At 33.8% G+C, this 14,948-nt stretch carries 17 protein-coding genes; 11 read left to right on the forward strand and 6 right to left on the reverse strand.

Features of this window, described 5'->3' with window-relative positions; translation table 11 throughout:
- Positions 1 to 20 precede the first annotated feature (20 nt).
- On the forward strand, positions 21 to 560 hold the full coding sequence (locus tag EZM65_RS08485) for a GNAT family N-acetyltransferase (protein WP_136668121.1): 540 nt from the start codon (positions 21 to 23) through the stop codon (positions 558 to 560).
- Between the two features lie 16 nt (positions 561 to 576).
- Here the strand turns inward: EZM65_RS08485 and EZM65_RS08490 are convergent, their stop codons facing one another.
- Both EZM65_RS08490 and EZM65_RS08495 read right to left on the reverse strand, forming a co-directional pair.
- Complete coding sequence (locus EZM65_RS08490) at positions 577 to 1,059, reverse strand: YdeI/OmpD-associated family protein (protein ID WP_136668122.1); 483 nt, start codon at positions 1,057 to 1,059, stop codon at positions 577 to 579.
- 58 nt (positions 1,060 to 1,117) lie between these two features.
- Complete coding sequence (locus EZM65_RS08495; protein ID WP_136668123.1) at positions 1,118 to 2,815, reverse strand: amino acid permease; 1,698 nt, start codon at positions 2,813 to 2,815, stop codon at positions 1,118 to 1,120.
- Positions 2,816 to 3,031: 216 nt separating this feature from the next.
- Here EZM65_RS08495 and EZM65_RS08500 point away from each other — a divergent pair, with 216 nt between their 5' ends.
- The 4 genes from EZM65_RS08500 (at position 3,032) to EZM65_RS08515 (ending at position 6,335) form a co-directional block, all read left to right on the forward strand.
- Positions 3,032 to 3,667, forward strand: coding sequence for a peroxiredoxin (locus tag EZM65_RS08500; RefSeq protein WP_136668124.1), 636 nt, complete (start codon positions 3,032 to 3,034; stop codon positions 3,665 to 3,667).
- Positions 3,668 to 3,763: 96 nt separating this feature from the next.
- On the forward strand, positions 3,764 to 4,072 hold the full coding sequence (locus tag EZM65_RS08505; protein ID WP_136668125.1) for a co-chaperone YbbN: 309 nt from the start codon (positions 3,764 to 3,766) through the stop codon (positions 4,070 to 4,072).
- Positions 4,073 to 4,202: 130 nt separating this feature from the next.
- Complete coding sequence (locus EZM65_RS08510; RefSeq protein ID WP_136668126.1) at positions 4,203 to 4,460, forward strand: hypothetical protein; 258 nt, start codon at positions 4,203 to 4,205, stop codon at positions 4,458 to 4,460.
- Between the two features lie 120 nt (positions 4,461 to 4,580).
- On the forward strand, positions 4,581 to 6,335 hold the full coding sequence (locus tag EZM65_RS08515) for an alpha/beta fold hydrolase (RefSeq protein WP_136668127.1): 1,755 nt from the start codon (positions 4,581 to 4,583) through the stop codon (positions 6,333 to 6,335).
- A gap of 24 nt (positions 6,336 to 6,359) precedes the next feature.
- On the opposite strand, the gene EZM65_RS08520 is transcribed toward EZM65_RS08515, so the two are convergent.
- Genes EZM65_RS08520 through EZM65_RS08535 form a run of 4 tightly spaced genes read right to left on the reverse strand, consistent with a single transcriptional unit; the run spans position 6,360 to position 8,027 of the window.
- Positions 6,360 to 6,737: a DoxX family membrane protein gene (locus tag EZM65_RS08520; protein WP_136668128.1), complete on the reverse strand. Its 378-nt coding sequence runs from the start codon at positions 6,735 to 6,737 to the stop codon at positions 6,360 to 6,362.
- A gap of 53 nt (positions 6,738 to 6,790) precedes the next feature.
- Positions 6,791 to 7,213 carry an arsenate reductase ArsC gene (locus EZM65_RS08525; RefSeq protein ID WP_136668129.1) on the reverse strand — a complete coding sequence of 141 codons (423 nt, stop codon included), beginning with the start codon at positions 7,211 to 7,213 and terminating at the stop codon, positions 6,791 to 6,793.
- Between the two features lie 6 nt (positions 7,214 to 7,219).
- Positions 7,220 to 7,684, reverse strand: coding sequence for a DUF6428 family protein (locus tag EZM65_RS08530; RefSeq protein WP_136668130.1), 465 nt, complete (start codon positions 7,682 to 7,684; stop codon positions 7,220 to 7,222).
- Positions 7,685 to 7,703: 19 nt separating this feature from the next.
- Positions 7,704 to 8,027, reverse strand: a complete 324-nt coding sequence (locus EZM65_RS08535) for a helix-turn-helix transcriptional regulator (RefSeq protein ID WP_136668146.1) — start codon at positions 8,025 to 8,027, stop codon at positions 7,704 to 7,706.
- Between the two features lie 113 nt (positions 8,028 to 8,140).
- Here EZM65_RS08535 and tpx point away from each other — a divergent pair, with 113 nt between their 5' ends.
- Genes tpx through ribB form a run of 6 tightly spaced genes read left to right on the forward strand, consistent with a single transcriptional unit; the run spans position 8,141 to position 14,777 of the window.
- The gene (gene tpx, locus EZM65_RS08540) at positions 8,141 to 8,638 is read left to right on the forward strand and encodes a thiol peroxidase (protein ID WP_136668131.1); all 498 of its coding nucleotides are present in this window, start codon (positions 8,141 to 8,143) and stop codon (positions 8,636 to 8,638) included.
- Positions 8,639 to 8,640: 2 nt separating this feature from the next.
- Positions 8,641 to 9,015, forward strand: coding sequence for a diacylglycerol kinase (locus tag EZM65_RS08545; RefSeq protein ID WP_136668132.1), 375 nt, complete (start codon positions 8,641 to 8,643; stop codon positions 9,013 to 9,015).
- A 42-nt stretch (positions 9,016 to 9,057) separates the two neighbouring features.
- Positions 9,058 to 11,556, forward strand: a complete 2,499-nt coding sequence (locus EZM65_RS08550) for a DNA translocase FtsK (protein WP_136668133.1) — start codon at positions 9,058 to 9,060, stop codon at positions 11,554 to 11,556.
- 1 nt (position 11,557) lies between these two features.
- Positions 11,558 to 12,196, forward strand: a complete 639-nt coding sequence (locus EZM65_RS08555; protein ID WP_136668134.1) for an outer membrane lipoprotein carrier protein LolA — start codon at positions 11,558 to 11,560, stop codon at positions 12,194 to 12,196.
- Between the two features lie 8 nt (positions 12,197 to 12,204).
- Entirely contained in the window at positions 12,205 to 13,641 is a 1,437-nt protein-coding gene (locus tag EZM65_RS08560; protein WP_136668135.1) for an LptF/LptG family permease, read from the forward strand.
- 2 nt (positions 13,642 to 13,643) lie between these two features.
- Complete coding sequence (gene ribB, locus EZM65_RS08565; protein WP_136668136.1) at positions 13,644 to 14,777, forward strand: 3,4-dihydroxy-2-butanone-4-phosphate synthase; 1,134 nt, start codon at positions 13,644 to 13,646, stop codon at positions 14,775 to 14,777.
- The last annotated feature ends 171 nt before the right edge of the window (positions 14,778 to 14,948 follow it).

Raw genomic sequence — 14,948 nt, forward strand, 5'->3', positions numbered from 1 at the left:
ATAGAAAAAACAATTGCAGAATGAACTATACACTGGAAGGGCAAGAAACAGAAAGATTAAAATTCAGGTTATTGAATACCGAAGATTTTAATATTTGGGTTGAATTATTTGAGAATATAGAAGTTTGCAGATTTTTAGGAGTTGATAAAATTGAAACACCAGATGAAAGATGCAAATTTTGGTTTGAAATAACATTTGAACGATATAAAAACAATTTGGGCGGTGCTAATGTATTGTTGGATAAAATCACCAACGAAATTGTTGGTCAAAGCGGACTTATTGTTAGAGAAGTTGAAGGAAAACAAGAAATAGAAATTGCCTATTCAATTTTGCCTGCATACCGTAAAAAAGGTTTCGCATATGAATCAACTAAAAAATGTAAAGAATTTGCATTTGAAAATAACCTCTCAAAAAGTCTGATTTCAATAATTCATACTGAAAATAGTAATTCTGAAAAAGTTGCAGAAAATAACGGCATGAAAAAAGACAAAACCATTGATTATAATGGTATGCCCGTGAATATTTATCGAATTGAGATAGAAGATTGGGTAAAGGAATAAAAATAGTTGCAATTTATCAAGGCTTATCCCTGCCAATAAAACGTCCCTGTCCCAATAAAAAGTTAATAGCTTTTTTTACATTTTCAGCTATACTTTCTTCTTTTTTCAAAGCACCTATATAACGGATGATTTCTTTTTGTTTATAAGGCGGAAGACTGTCAAAAACATTTTTAGCTTCCTTATTCTTTTCTAAAGCGACAGTCAGTTTGGGATGAAGAGTCAGACTTCTGTTTTCCGTATCGAAAGCAATTGTCACTTCAATGATTTCTCCAATTCTTTGCGGAGATTTTGAAAGCATTACTGTATTAATGTACAAACGCCAGTCGCCACTGAATTTCACAAGAGTTTGCTTATAGGACTTACCGTTAACCGATCCGCAGACTGGAATTTGTCCTTTGTTTTTCCCGAATGCTTTAAAAATTTCATTCAATATCTCTTCAGGAACAAAAACAAACGGATTGATTCCTATAATATTTAATTCGGCTTTAAAATGATGCATTGCCTAAACTTTTATTCAATATAATAAAAAATCCCGGTGAAATAACCGGGATTCAATTTTAATCTTCAATAGTAGCTTCAATTCTGTTTTTATTTAGTTTACTTTTTCTGAATCCGTATGCTAAATAAATCACTAACCCGATCACCAACCATACTCCAAACCATTTCCAGTTTGAAACCGCCATACCTGTTAACAAATAACAGCATGAAATCAGCCCTAAAAGCGGTATTAACGACAAATGTTTTATAAATGCCACAACTGACATAATAATCGTAAAAATAAAGAAAATGATTAATGGTAAATTAGTAGCCATATTCCCTTCAGAAATATTTAGAGTTTCTGCAAAATATGTTGGATACAAATAATTAATCAATATCGCTGCACCGGCAACAAATGCAGGGAATATATATCTGGAGTTTATATAAGGTATTTTGAATTTTCCTTTTGTTGCTCTTTCTGCTAATTCAGCTTCGCTTTGCGGCGAAAGCATTAATACACCACCACAAACTAAAACAAAGGCAAACAAAGTCCCTATACTGGTAAAATCCAATACGAAGTTCTCGTCTGTAAAGAAAATAGGCAATCCTACTACAACACCGGTAATAATTGTTGCAAACCCTGGTGTTTTGTGTTTAGGATGAATTTCCGAGAATTTTTTAGGCATCAGTCCGTCACGGCTCATAGTCATCCAAATACGTGGCTGTCCCATTTGGAATACCAGCATCACACTTGTCATTGCCGCCACCGCAGCAATAGAAACTATAAATAACATCCATTTCATCCCCTTGATTGCAAAAATCTCGGCTAACGGATCACTAACACCTAGTAAATCGTATTTTACCATTCCAGTTAATACTAAGGCTAAAATAATATACACAACCGTACAAACAATTAATGAATAAATCATTCCTTTAGGTAAATCACGCTGTGGATTTTTACTTTCCTCAGCTAAAGTTGAAACAGCATCAAAACCTATATAAGCAAAAAATACTGCGGAAACTCCTGCCATAACTCCTTTAAACCCGTTTGGCATAAATGGCGTCCAATTGTCTATATCTATATAAAAAGCACCAACAATAATTACCAGTAAAATGATAATCAATTTTAAATACACCATAAAATTACTTACATTTTTAGACTCACTGGTACCTTTATAAATCAAATAAGTAATCAATATGTTAACCACAACGGCCGGCATGTCAAAAATTATCCTTAACCCGCCTATTTGAGGAGCATTTTGCCAGGCTAAAAGTCCTTCACCCATTTTATTTTCTAAAAAGGCCGCATGAGCCGATTTATAGTTAATCGTCAGCCATTCAGGCAAATGAAGATGAAAAGATTCCAATAAATTTGTGAAGTAACCACTCCATGAAAAGGCAATGTAAATATTACCGATGGAATATTCCATCAATAATGCCCAACCGATAATCCATGCAAATAACTCACCAAATGAAACATAGGCATAGGTATAAGCACTTCCCGAAACCGGTACACGTGAAGCAAATTCGGCATAACACATGGCGGTAAAACCACAGGCAACAGCACAAATAATATATAATAAAATTACTCCGGGACCTCCTGAAAAACACGCATTTCCAATAGCTGAAAATGTTCCTCCCCCAATGATTGCCGCAATTCCGAAAAAAGTTAAATCCTTAACAGTCAAAACTTTGTTCAAACCGGAATGCTCCCCGTCGCCTCCTTGCTTTAAAATTGTATCTAATGATTTTTTTCTAAATAATTGTAAAAAAGACATATAGTTAGTTTGGTTTTTGTTTTTAATAGCGGACAAATATATAAAACCAAACGGAAATAAATGATTATGAGAGAAAATAAGCCTGAAAATAAATACGCTATAAAGATAATTTATAGACTAATTTATAAATGTGATTAAAATCATTCTGCAGTGCGAACTTTCTACTTATTTTTGCCATCGAAATATTAATTCATAATTCTAAAAATAAATTTAACTATGGCATTAGTAGGAAAAAAATTCCCTAACATCACTGTAGACGCAATCTCTGAAATGGGTGACAATTTAAGAATCAATGTTCTTGAAGAAGCAACAAAAAACAACAAAAAAGTATTGGTTTTCTGGTATCCAAAAGACTTTACTTTTGTTTGCCCGACAGAATTACACGCTTTTCAGGCAGCTTTACCTGAATTTGAAAAAAGAAACACAATGGTAATTGGTGCTTCTTGTGATACTAACGAAGTTCATTTTGCTTGGTTAAACACTCCAAAAAACAATGGTGGTATTGAAGGTGTGACTTACCCTCTTTTAGCTGATACAACACGTAACTTATCTAAAGCATTGGATATTTTAGATGCTGAAGAAGTATATGATGAAGAATCAGGTGATATTTTATTAGACGGTTCTAACGTAACTTTCCGTGCAACTTACTTAATTGATGAGACTGGTAAAATTTTCCATGAAAGTGTAAACGATATGCCGTTAGGCAGAAACGTAAACGAATATTTACGTTTAATCGATGCTTACACTCATGTACAAACTAAAGGTGAAGTTTGTCCGGCAAACTGGGAGGAAGGTAAAGAAGCGATGAATGCTGACCGTTTAAGTACAGCTGCTTACTTAAGCCAAAACTAATAATAAAAATGCAATGGCAATAACAATGCTTAATGTCAATCATTGCATATTGTAATTGTAATTGTTATTGTCATTGCTACTTAAATTTTAAAAACTATGTTAATCGAATTAAACGAAGATACGCTTCAGAATATCATTGCAGAAAACGAAAAAGTAGTAGTTCAATTTTCTGCTTCATGGTGTGGTAACTGCCGAATCATGAAACCTAAATTCAAAAAACTGGCAACTGAAAACGAAACAATAAATTTTGTAATTGTTGATGCTGAAAATTCACCCGAATCAAGAAAACTGGCTAACGTTTCCAATTTACCGACTTTTGCCACTTTTGTAAATGGAAAATTAGTAAACGAAACACAAACCAACAAAGCAGAAGTATTAGCTGAATTAGTTAATGAAATAGTTTAACTGCAAAGATTATTCGATTATTCGATTATTTGATTATTCGATTTTAAGAGAATCGGAAACATTTTTTAACAGATATCAAAAATTCTAATAATCTAAAAATCTAATGGTCTAAATATCCAAAAAAACTAAAATGAAACTCCCCGTAATAAAACATTTGACACAATTCATTGAAAACAACGATCAGGATTATATCGTTGAAACCATTGAAGTATTAGAAAACTTAACCGAATTAGAATCTTTAAAAGACGAAGAATTAGATGTTATAGGCGAATTGATTTCTAATATGTATGGTGCTTTGGAAGTACAAAAATTGATCAAAGAAGGAAAAGATAAGAAAACGGCTTTAAACGAATTCATGCAACGTGTGTTAGGCTCTATCGACAAATAGAAACACCTTTTATTTTATCATTTTGAAACCAAATTAACACAATAAATAACAAAATTTTTAATTATAAGCTTTTTCTTAACAAAATAAATTATATTGCAGGTTTATAATACCAACCTGAATATGTTTAAAAAGACTCTTTATGCACTAATTTTTAGTGCATTTTCTATTGAAGCCGCTTACTCACAGGACACCAATACTGAGTTTAAATCCCGTCCTAAAGAATTTGAATTCACTTATAAAAAAGGGGATTCAATTATTGCTCTTAAATCTCCTAAGATTCCAAATGAGAACAATAAAATAATTTTTCAAGGCAAAACCCCGTATCCTATTATTTTCATACATGGCTTAAATTCGAGTTCAGAGACCTGGAATGCCACTACTGATTATTTTGACACACAGTATAACTATATTTACGGTGGTCGTTTTGATTTTTGCCTTAATGCTGACAACAATAATACTTTAGCTAATAAAAATTTCTATCCCGTTTCCGGAGCTGATATTGCTGCATTTGAAACTTCTGTAATTGAAGGTGATTATTATACCGTAAATTTTAATGTAAAAATTGACGGCACATTTGATACCGATGTATTAAGCAATCAGGCAGCAATTGCAAAACAAGGAGCCGCTTTAAAAAGAGTTATTGAGCGGATTCTGCAAATCACCGATAAAGACAAAGTAATACTTGTTGGTCACAGTATGGGTGGTTTATGTTCCAGAGAATACATTCAAAATAGTGAAAACCGGCAATCAGACGGCAAACATCATGTTGCCAAATTACTTACTCTGGGCACACCTCATGGAGGCAGCAACGCCAGTGACAGTTCATTAGCTGGTTTTACCGGTGTTGATGTAAGTTCAGAAGCAATCAGAGACTTAAAAGAAACCTATTATTACAGCGGAGAAAAGAGTCATTTCCTGTTTGGCGGTAATGAAACACAGGACAACAATAACATGAATGACAATTCTTCTATACCTGATTTTTATAATACAGACATAAATTGCAATGGAATTACAAATGAATCTTCAATCATGGGCTTAAATCAAAGACCTTTGGATAATTTAATTGATTTTTCTAACATAATTGGAAGAATAACTAATGCTTTTGGGACAAATATAACCACAGACGGAGTTGTTGCTGAGCCATCCTCAAAAATAAATCAATATTACCCTGCTTTAACTTATCCTGCAAAAGTGTTTTATTTTAATTCAGGTTACGATATTATTGAAAACCATACAGAATTACCCGGCTATTACGACTTGATCATGCAAGGCTTGGACGAACCTGAATTTAAAGAGCTGGCTTATCAAGTTGATATAAACAAAGAATATAACGGCTATGCAACCGTGCAGGAAAACACTACTTCGGCTGATAATGACTTTTATAAAATTGTAGTTGCTGATGCTGTCACGGCCAATATCGTTGTTCAAAATTTCGGTACGGGTACAGGCTCAATTCTGGATAACACAGGAACTTTAGTCGGTACAATACAAAACAGTAATAACGGCGCTATTAATTTTTCAAGATCACTGACAGCAGGCACCTATTTTTTAAAATTAACAACCAATTCCCCTACTGCTGCCAGCTATCAAAATCCTTATAAATTCACAATAAATGCAACTTTAAACAATCAATCAACAGCATTTGAATCTGTAAATTTTTATCCTAATCCGGTTTCAAATATACTAACAGTAGAAAATGCTTCATTTGAAAAAGCGACTATCACAAATCTTATAGGTAAAAAACTAAAAGAAATCAATGCTTCTGATTTACAAAACACACAATCTATCAACATGTCGGATTTATCCGAAGGAATGTATTTAATAACACTTGAAAAAGAAAATCAATTGAAAACAATCAAAGTAATTAAAGAATAAAAAAGTCCCGGTATCGGGACTTTTTTATGTTGCCTGGAATAATCCTTTATAATGATCCCAATATCTAAATATCAAAAAAACATTTGCTACACACACAAAAACAGCTACAGGCAAATTTTCAGGCGTCATGAAAAAATTAATCATAAAAATATTAATAGCAACAGGCAGTATGACCAAATTAGCCAAAGCCACAAAACGATTACTTAAAAACGCTACACCGCATAAAAACTCAAGTGTCTTGGCTAAAGGCAATATGTATTGCGAAGCAACAATACCCGTATTAAACGCTTTAAAATCACCTGTGGTTTCAGGCTCAGGAGCCATTTTTAAAAAGAACATCAATGAAGCATAAATAAACAATGCTCCTAACAAAATCCTCACAATTGTTGTAGCAACTTTCATAATAAACTGAATTTGAGTTATATATCAAAGTTACCAAAAATATTCCTACAATATTAATTTCCTAGATTTTCTTTAACAAATTGCTCACAATATTTTTTTATCATTTCCCGCACTCTTCTGAATTCAGAAAAGTTTTCCTCTTCTGTTCCCAAAGCTTTTGCTGGATCCGGAAAATTATAATGAAAACGTTTAGCTGTCGATGGAAAATACGGACAACGTTCGTTGGCATTATCACAAACCGTAATGATATAATCAAAGTCAATTCCTGTATACTCGTTAACATTATTTGACGTATGATTTGATATATCTATACCATCTTCCATCATAACTACAATGGCTTTAGGATTTACCCCATGAGTTTCCACACCTGCAGAATATACTTTTGCTTCTTTATCTTTCAAAAAAAAATCTAAATAGCCATGGGCAATTTGACTGCGGCAACTATTTCCTGTGCAAAGGACTAAAATATTTCTCATTATTTTTTAACAGCAATTAGATTCAGGAGTGCAGCAAGCCGCAATTTCGTTTAAATTTTTCTTTACTTTTTCAACCGGAATACCACAATTGTCCTGTGCCAGACAGGTCGTTTTTGTTGATGTCAGCAAAAAGCCTTTTCCGTTAAAATCCAATCCGAATTTACCTATCGTTTTCTCTCCCTGATATTCAACTAAAATATCATAATCTTCAAATCCTATATTCTTTTCAATCCCGGCAATAATTTTCAATACTTTTTCTGAAGTCAATCTATGCCAGGTATCTGTAGAATACCAAAGCTGGAAAGTAAAATAATTTTCTTCCCTGAAGGTATTTCCGCAGTCCGTATATTTTTTATTAATCACTCCCATTTCTGTAATATGGAAATGCTCAGGAACAAAAGTCCCGTCAGGTAACTGTACGGCAAAACTTTCCGTATTTGCCAAATACTTTTTAAATTCTGATAATTTCATAATAACCTTATTTATATATTTAACAACATTTACTTTGTAAGTGTATTCTCATTTTAGAAAAATAATTTTCCATTTTCTGCAAAGTCTCTTTATCCACACAATAACAAATAGACTTCCCTTCTACCGTTCCTTTAATCAGCCCGGCCTGTTTTAATTCTTTTAAGTGCTGCGAAATAGTAGGCTGTGCTAAAGGAAGCTCTTCTACAATATCATTACAGATACAAGTATCCACTTTCAATAAATACTCTACAATTGCAACCCTTGCAGGATTTGCCAATGCTTTAAACAACAAAGCCAGCTCGTTTTGTTCCTCTGTAAAAAAATCTGTTTTAGAAGCTCCCATTTTAATCATATTTATATATTGCAATATTACGATATTAATTTAACTAAGCAATATTCATTTGAAAAAAATATTTAAAAAAATATGCTTATTTTTGGTCCCTTATAAATTCAATTATGGCAGAAATAACTTTAAAAGGAAACAAAATAGCGACAATTGGTAACTTACCTTCAGTTGGAACACAGGCAAAAGACTTTAAATTAGTAGCAACTGACTTGTCAGTAAAATCCTTAACTGATTTTAAAGGATTAAAATTAGTTTTAAATATTTTTCCCAGCATAGATACAGGCACTTGCGCGACTTCAGTAAGAAAATTTAATCAGGAAGCATCTTCTTTAGAAAACACTAAAGTTTTATGTATTTCACGTGATTTACCTTTTGCTCAAAACCGTTTTTGTGGTGCTGAAGGTTTAGAGAATGTTATCAATCTTTCAGATTTTAAAGATGCATCTTTTGGAAATGATTACGGTTTGACAATCGAAAACGGACCTTTAGCGGGTTTACATTCACGTGCCGTAGTAGTATTGGATGAGAATGGTATTGTAAAATATTCTGAGCAAGTATCAGAAATTGTTGACGAACCTAATTATGAATCTGCGTTAGCTGCATTATAAAAATGGAATTTCAAAAAGATGAAACTCTTTTTACCGGCCGGCTTAAAAGCATTGGTTTTGCCGCAAAAGGAGCATATAAATTAATAACTACCGAGCATAGTGTTATGGTACAGTCTTCATTGGTTGTCATCATGACATTGGCTGGTTTTTATTTTGAAATCACAAAAGAAGAATGGCTTTTTCAGGTCTTCGCCTTTGGTCTGGTACTCAGTATTGAGGGCTTGAATACAGCTGTTGAAAAAATTGCAGATTTTGTACATCCTGATTTTCATGAAAAAATCGGATTCATAAAAGACATTGCGGCCGGAGCAGTATTTTTTGCTGCAATGACAGCAATAACTATCGGTTCGATAATTTACATACCAAAATTAGTATAATCCGGCAGATTATTTATTTTTGTTATAAAGTAGAAAACTAAAATGGCCAAATCTAAAAAGAAGGAAACTAACACCGTAGAACCGGAAGAAACTAAGTTTTTAAATAAGCTGTCCCCTAGCCGCCAGCAAAAAATAACACTGGGAATACTTTTAGTGCTTTCAGCAATAGCTCTGGGTGTTTCTTTCATTTCTTATTTTGTAAACGGAAAATATGACCAAAGCGAATTAGGAAATTTCTCTGACCGTGAATCCCATGTTCAAAACTGGCTGGGAAAACTAGGCGCTTTTTTATCTGATTTCTTTATTTATAAAGGCTTTGGAGTGGCTTCATTTCTGCTTGTCCGCCTGATGTTTTTAACAGGCGCTTATTTAGTGTTGGATCTGGCAGTTTCAAAACTAAAAAAATCATGGTTTTGGGACATTTTTGTAATCATAATTCTTTCAATACTTTTTGGTTTTTTCAGTACATCATTACCTGAATTAGGAGGTGTGATTGGTTATGAAATGAATCTGTATCTTCAGGATTATTTAGGAAAAGTAGGTACTTTATTAACATTACTTTTTGGTGTCGTTATCTATCTGATTTTCAAAATAAAAATATCACCGGATAAAATTAAGGATGCTTTTGAAAAAACGAAGTCAGAATTAAAACAAGAATTAAATACTCCTCTGAACAAGGATGCTTCAGTTGCGTATAATTTAGAAGAATACGCCTTAAATGAAGCAGAAGATAAAACTGAACCGGTTTCAGACTCTCTGACAACAAGACCAAATCAGAAAGATTTTGAGGAAGATGAAGAAGAATTGGGCGAAATAACCTTAAAAACTGCTCCTTCACAATTTGAGATCAATAAAGAAGCATTAAGACCAACAATTGGTACGGCTTCAGAATTGACGCTTGAAATCAGCAAAAAACCTGAACCCCTAACCGAAGTACATCATGCTGAAGAATTGGTAATTGAACAAGTTGAAGAAGAGGATATCATTGAAGAAAATCTGGCAAGCAAACTTGTAGCTCATTTTGGAGAATTTGATCCTACACTGGAACTTTCCAATTATAAATTCCCGACCATCGATTTGTTAAAAGATTATGGCACAGGCGGCATCACTATCAATCAGGAAGAATTAGAAGAAAATAAAAACAGAATTGTAGAGACACTCCGCAATTATAAAATAGATATTGCGCAAATCAAGGCGACTGTTGGTCCTTCGGTAACTTTATACGAAATTGTGCCTGAAGCTGGTGTTCGTATCTCTAAAATTAAAAGTCTGGAAGACGATATTGCCTTATCACTAGCTGCACTTGGTATCCGTATCATTGCTCCTATGCCTGGAAAAGGAACGATAGGTATTGAGGTTCCTAACAAGAACCCGAGCATGGTGCCAATGAAAGGTGTGATTGCATCGGCTAAATTCCAGGAAGCAGAAATGGAACTTCCTATTGCATTGGGAAAAACTATCTCCAATGAAACATTTGTAGTTGATTTAGCTAAAATGCCTCACTTGCTTATGGCCGGGGCAACAGGACAAGGTAAGTCTGTTGGATTAAATGCTGTACTGACTTCATTATTGTATAAAAAACATCCAGCCGAAGTAAAATTTGTATTGGTTGACCCTAAAAAAGTGGAATTAACACTTTTCAATAAAATTGAAAGACATTATTTAGCCAAATTACCTGATTCAGAGGATGCAATTATTACTGATAATTCAAAAGTAATCACCACATTGAATTCCCTTTGTGTGGAAATGGATAATCGTTATTCTTTACTTAAAGACGCGATGGTACGTAATATTAAGGAGTATAACGACAAGTTCAAACAGCGTAAACTAAATCCGGAAGCCGGACATCGTTTCTTACCGTATATAGTTTTAGTAGTTGATGAATTTGCCGACTTGATTATGACAGCAGGTAAAGAAGTGGAAACACCTATTGCCCGTTTAGCACAGTTAGCCCGTGCCATTGGTATTCATTTGATAATTGCTACGCAAAGACCTTCGGTAAACGTAATTACGGGTATGATCAAAGCCAATTTCCCTGCCAGAATTGCATTCAGGGTAACTTCTAAAATTGACTCAAGAACAATCCTGGATTCAGGTGGCGCTGATCAGTTAATTGGGCGTGGAGACATGTTATTCTCAAACGGTAATGATTTGGTACGTGTACAATGTGCCTTTGTTGATACTCCTGAAGTAGAAAAAGTAACCGAATTTATCGGCTCACAAAAAGCTTATCCAACAGCGTATATGCTGCCTGAATTCATTGGCGAGGAAGGCAATGGCATAAATCTTGATATTGATATTTCTGAAAGGGACACATTATTCAGGGAAGCAGCAGAAGTTATAGTAACTGCACAGCAAGGTTCTGCATCGTTAATACAAAGAAAATTAAAGCTAGGATACAACAGAGCAGGACGATTGATCGATCAGTTGGAAGCAGCCGGTATTGTCGGTCCGTTTGAAGGCAGTAAAGCACGTTCAGTAAACATTCCTGACTTGGTAGCCTTGGAACAATTTTTAAGTAATGAACAAAACAATAATTAAAATGAGAAAAATAATTGGTTTATTAATTTTATTGGTTGGTTTATCAGCTCAAGCACAAAATGAAGCTAAAGCGAAAGCATTATTGGATAAAGTAACTGCAAAAGTTAAAACTTACAAAAACATTCAGATTGATTTCAAATATAATCTGCAAAATACTAAAGAGAACATCAATCAGGACAATAAAGGAAATGTAACTTTAAGCGGTAATAAATACATTTTAAACTTTTTAGGTGTAACAAAAATGTGTGACGGAGCTAAAACCTACACAATTTCAAAAGAAGACGAGGAAGTTTCGATTGCTAAGGTAGGCTCTGATGATGAAGCGGATACCCCGGCAAAAATGCTGACATTTTTCAACAAGGGATTCAAATATTCATGGGATATTGCACAAACTATTAAAGGAAAAAAAATACAATTCGTAAAGCTTACCCCTATTAGCTCAAAAGATGACAGAAAACAAATTTTAGTAGGTGTTGACACAGCTACCAACCTGATTTACAATACTATTACTGTAAATAAAAACGGTACACGTGTTACACTGACTGTTAATTCTTTTAAAACTAATACCGCTTTACCAAAAAATCACTTTACATTTGTTAAATCTAAATATCCAAATTATTACATCAACAATCTGGATTAATCCTTCGAATGAAAATTCTTGACAGATACTTATTAAAATCATTCCTGATTACATTTACTTCGGTATTTGTAATCTTGTTTTTTATATTCATACTACAAACCGTATGGTTGTTTATTTCAGAATTAGCAGGTAAAGACCTTGACATAGTCATGATTGTCAAATTCTTAGCCTTTGCCACACCTAAATTAATGCCAATGGTTTTACCGCTTACCGTATTACTTTCATCAATTATGATGTTTGGTGATTTAGCGGAACACTATGAATTTGCCGCAATGAAATCGGCAGGCGTTTCATTTTTCAGAGCACTAAAAATACTTATTATCTTTATTTTTGGTTTAAGTCTGGCAGCATTTTTCTTTGCCAACAATGTCATCCCCTACTCTGAATATAAATTCATCAATTTCAGAAAAAACATTGCTCAGGTAAAACCCGCTATGGCTATTGCCGAAGGTCAGTTTAACGACATAGGAAACATCAACATCAAAGTTGAAAAGAAATCAGGCGACAAAGGAGAGCATCTTGAAGGCGTTACCATTCATAAAAAATCAAATCTTGGAGAAGGTGCAAAAACAGTCATAAAATCAAAAAAAGGTGAATTAATCTCTTCTTTAAATTCAAATCTGCTTCAATTGGTTTTAATCGATGGTTATTATTACGAAGACATTACACCTAAAGATTACCGGGAAAGAAATAAATTACCTTTTGCCAAAGTGTATTTTAAAAAATACAACATCAATATTGATTTGTCAAAACTGAACACTGATGAAAGCCTGAAGGAGGAAATCAAGAATACCAATACCATGCTGAAAATCAGTGATCTTAGATACTCTTTGGATTCATTAACCAAATCATATAAAAAAGAAGTTTCATCATTTGCAGACAATAATTATCAGCGTTTTGGAGTAACCAACAATTATAATGTTGATACAACAAAAATTACAAAACCAAAAACCACTGATTTAGAGACTTTATTGACGGTTGAACAAAAACCGATAGTATTAAATGTTGCAGAAAGTGATTTATTAAGTGCCAAGCAAAATCTGGAAATGAACGAATCTTCATTTCAATCCAGACAAAAGGAAATCAACAACCACTGGCATTCCATATTTGAAAAGTTTGTCATCGCTTACGCCTGTATATTGATGTTCTTTATCGGAGCCCCATTAGGTGCGATTATCAGAAAAGGAGGATTAGGACTGCCTATTGTATTTGCTATGTTGATTTTCATCACATTCCATTTCATGAATACCTTTGGAAAAAAAATGGCTCAGGAGTCCCAGATAGCACCTTTTTTAGGCGCTTGGATGTCTTCCATTTTCCTTACCCCTTTAGCAATTTATTTAACCAAAAAAGCTGTAAATGATAACGGCGATGTCAACTTTGATTTCATCACGGAACCATTTCAAAAAATATATACTAAACTCACACAACGCAAAACAGAATAAAAATGGACATTCAAACCATTAAGCTCAACACCATTGAAGAAGCAATTGAAGATATCAGACAAGGAAAAGTAATCATTGTTGTTGATGACGAAGACAGAGAAAATGAAGGAGATTTCTTAGCCGCAGCCGAAAAAATAACTCCGGAGATGATTAATTTTATGGCAACTCACGGCCGCGGATTGATTTGTACACCGCTGACTGAAAGCCGCTGTAAAGAATTAGGTTTACGCCCAATGGTTACCAACAATACCGATCATATGGAAACTGCTTTTACGGTTTCGGTAGATTTAAAAGGTCATGGTGTTACTACCGGAATTTCTGCATCAGACAGAGCCAAAACAGTACAGGCATTAATAAATCCAGAGACAAAACCATTCGATTTAGCTAGACCGGGACATATTTTCCCATTAATAGCAAAACAAGGCGGCGTTTTAAGGAGAACAGGACATACAGAAGCGGCAATAGATTTTGCTCGTTTAGCTGGTTTTAAACCAGCAGGTGTTATTGTGGAAATCATGAATGAGGACGGTACGATGGCCCGTTTACCGCAATTAGCCGAAGTGGCGAAAAAGTTTGATTTAAAATTAGTTTCCATAGAAGCACTTGTTGCTTACAGAATGCAGCACGATAGTTTGATTGTTAAAAAAGAAGATTTTGACATCCAAACGCGTTTTGGAACCTTTAGATTAAGAGCATACGAGCAAACAACCAACAAACAAATCCATATTGCACTAACAAAAGGCACTTGGAATACAGGTGAAGCAATTTTAACCCGTATCAATTCATCACAAGTGAATAATGACCTTTTAGGTACACTTACAAACAATGCCGACAAACAATTGGACGATATGTTCAAAGTGATTAATGAAGCAGGAAAAGGTGCTGTTATTTTTGTAAATCAGGACATGCAATCTGTAAGCTTATTAAACCGAATAGCTGAATTGAAAGAATTACAACAACAAGGTGAAATGAAAGCACCAAAAATTGTAATTGACAGTAAAGATTATGGTATTGGAGCTCAAATTTTACACGACTTAGACATTTCTAAACTTCGCTTAATCACTAATTCTAACGTTGGAAAACGTGTTGGTATGATTGGTTATGGATTAGAAATAGTAGAATATATAAATTATTAGAAAAAAATTCCATTTCTAATTCATACAAAATGAATTAGTTATAAATTATCAGAAAAATAATTACCTTTTTTATCAAAAAAAGATTTGGAGAAATAAAAAACAGCATTATATTTGCACTCGCATTACGGAAGTGGTGCGACATACTGGAGAAATGGCAGAGTGGTCGAATGC

It is taken from the genome of Flavobacterium sp. H122 (assembly GCF_004959765.1).
GTDB lineage: Bacteria > Bacteroidota > Bacteroidia > Flavobacteriales > Flavobacteriaceae > Flavobacterium.

Bases quoted from the DNA above. Each gene is read 5' to 3' on its own strand.
- EZM65_RS08485 (WP_136668121.1), top strand. From the start codon at position 21: ATGAACTATACACTGGAAGGGCAAGAAACAGAAAGATTAAAATTCAGG.
- EZM65_RS08490 (WP_136668122.1), bottom strand. From the start codon at position 1,059: ATGCATCATTTTAAAGCCGAATTAAATATTATAGGAATCAATCCGTTT.
- EZM65_RS08495 (WP_136668123.1), bottom strand. From the start codon at position 2,815: ATGTCTTTTTTACAATTATTTAGAAAAAAATCATTAGATACAATTTTA.
- EZM65_RS08500 (WP_136668124.1), top strand. From the start codon at position 3,032: ATGGCATTAGTAGGAAAAAAATTCCCTAACATCACTGTAGACGCAATC.
- EZM65_RS08505 (WP_136668125.1), top strand. From the start codon at position 3,764: ATGTTAATCGAATTAAACGAAGATACGCTTCAGAATATCATTGCAGAA.
- EZM65_RS08510 (WP_136668126.1), top strand. From the start codon at position 4,203: ATGAAACTCCCCGTAATAAAACATTTGACACAATTCATTGAAAACAAC.
- EZM65_RS08515 (WP_136668127.1), top strand. From the start codon at position 4,581: ATGTTTAAAAAGACTCTTTATGCACTAATTTTTAGTGCATTTTCTATT.
- EZM65_RS08520 (WP_136668128.1), bottom strand. From the start codon at position 6,737: ATGAAAGTTGCTACAACAATTGTGAGGATTTTGTTAGGAGCATTGTTT.
- EZM65_RS08525 (WP_136668129.1), bottom strand. From the start codon at position 7,213: ATGAGAAATATTTTAGTCCTTTGCACAGGAAATAGTTGCCGCAGTCAA.
- EZM65_RS08530 (WP_136668130.1), bottom strand. From the start codon at position 7,684: ATGAAATTATCAGAATTTAAAAAGTATTTGGCAAATACGGAAAGTTTT.
- EZM65_RS08535 (WP_136668146.1), bottom strand. From the start codon at position 8,027: ATGGGAGCTTCTAAAACAGATTTTTTTACAGAGGAACAAAACGAGCTG.
- tpx (WP_136668131.1), top strand. From the start codon at position 8,141: ATGGCAGAAATAACTTTAAAAGGAAACAAAATAGCGACAATTGGTAAC.
- EZM65_RS08545 (WP_136668132.1), top strand. From the start codon at position 8,641: ATGGAATTTCAAAAAGATGAAACTCTTTTTACCGGCCGGCTTAAAAGC.
- EZM65_RS08550 (WP_136668133.1), top strand. From the start codon at position 9,058: ATGGCCAAATCTAAAAAGAAGGAAACTAACACCGTAGAACCGGAAGAA.
- EZM65_RS08555 (WP_136668134.1), top strand. From the start codon at position 11,558: ATGAGAAAAATAATTGGTTTATTAATTTTATTGGTTGGTTTATCAGCT.
- EZM65_RS08560 (WP_136668135.1), top strand. From the start codon at position 12,205: ATGAAAATTCTTGACAGATACTTATTAAAATCATTCCTGATTACATTT.
- ribB (WP_136668136.1), top strand. From the start codon at position 13,644: ATGGACATTCAAACCATTAAGCTCAACACCATTGAAGAAGCAATTGAA.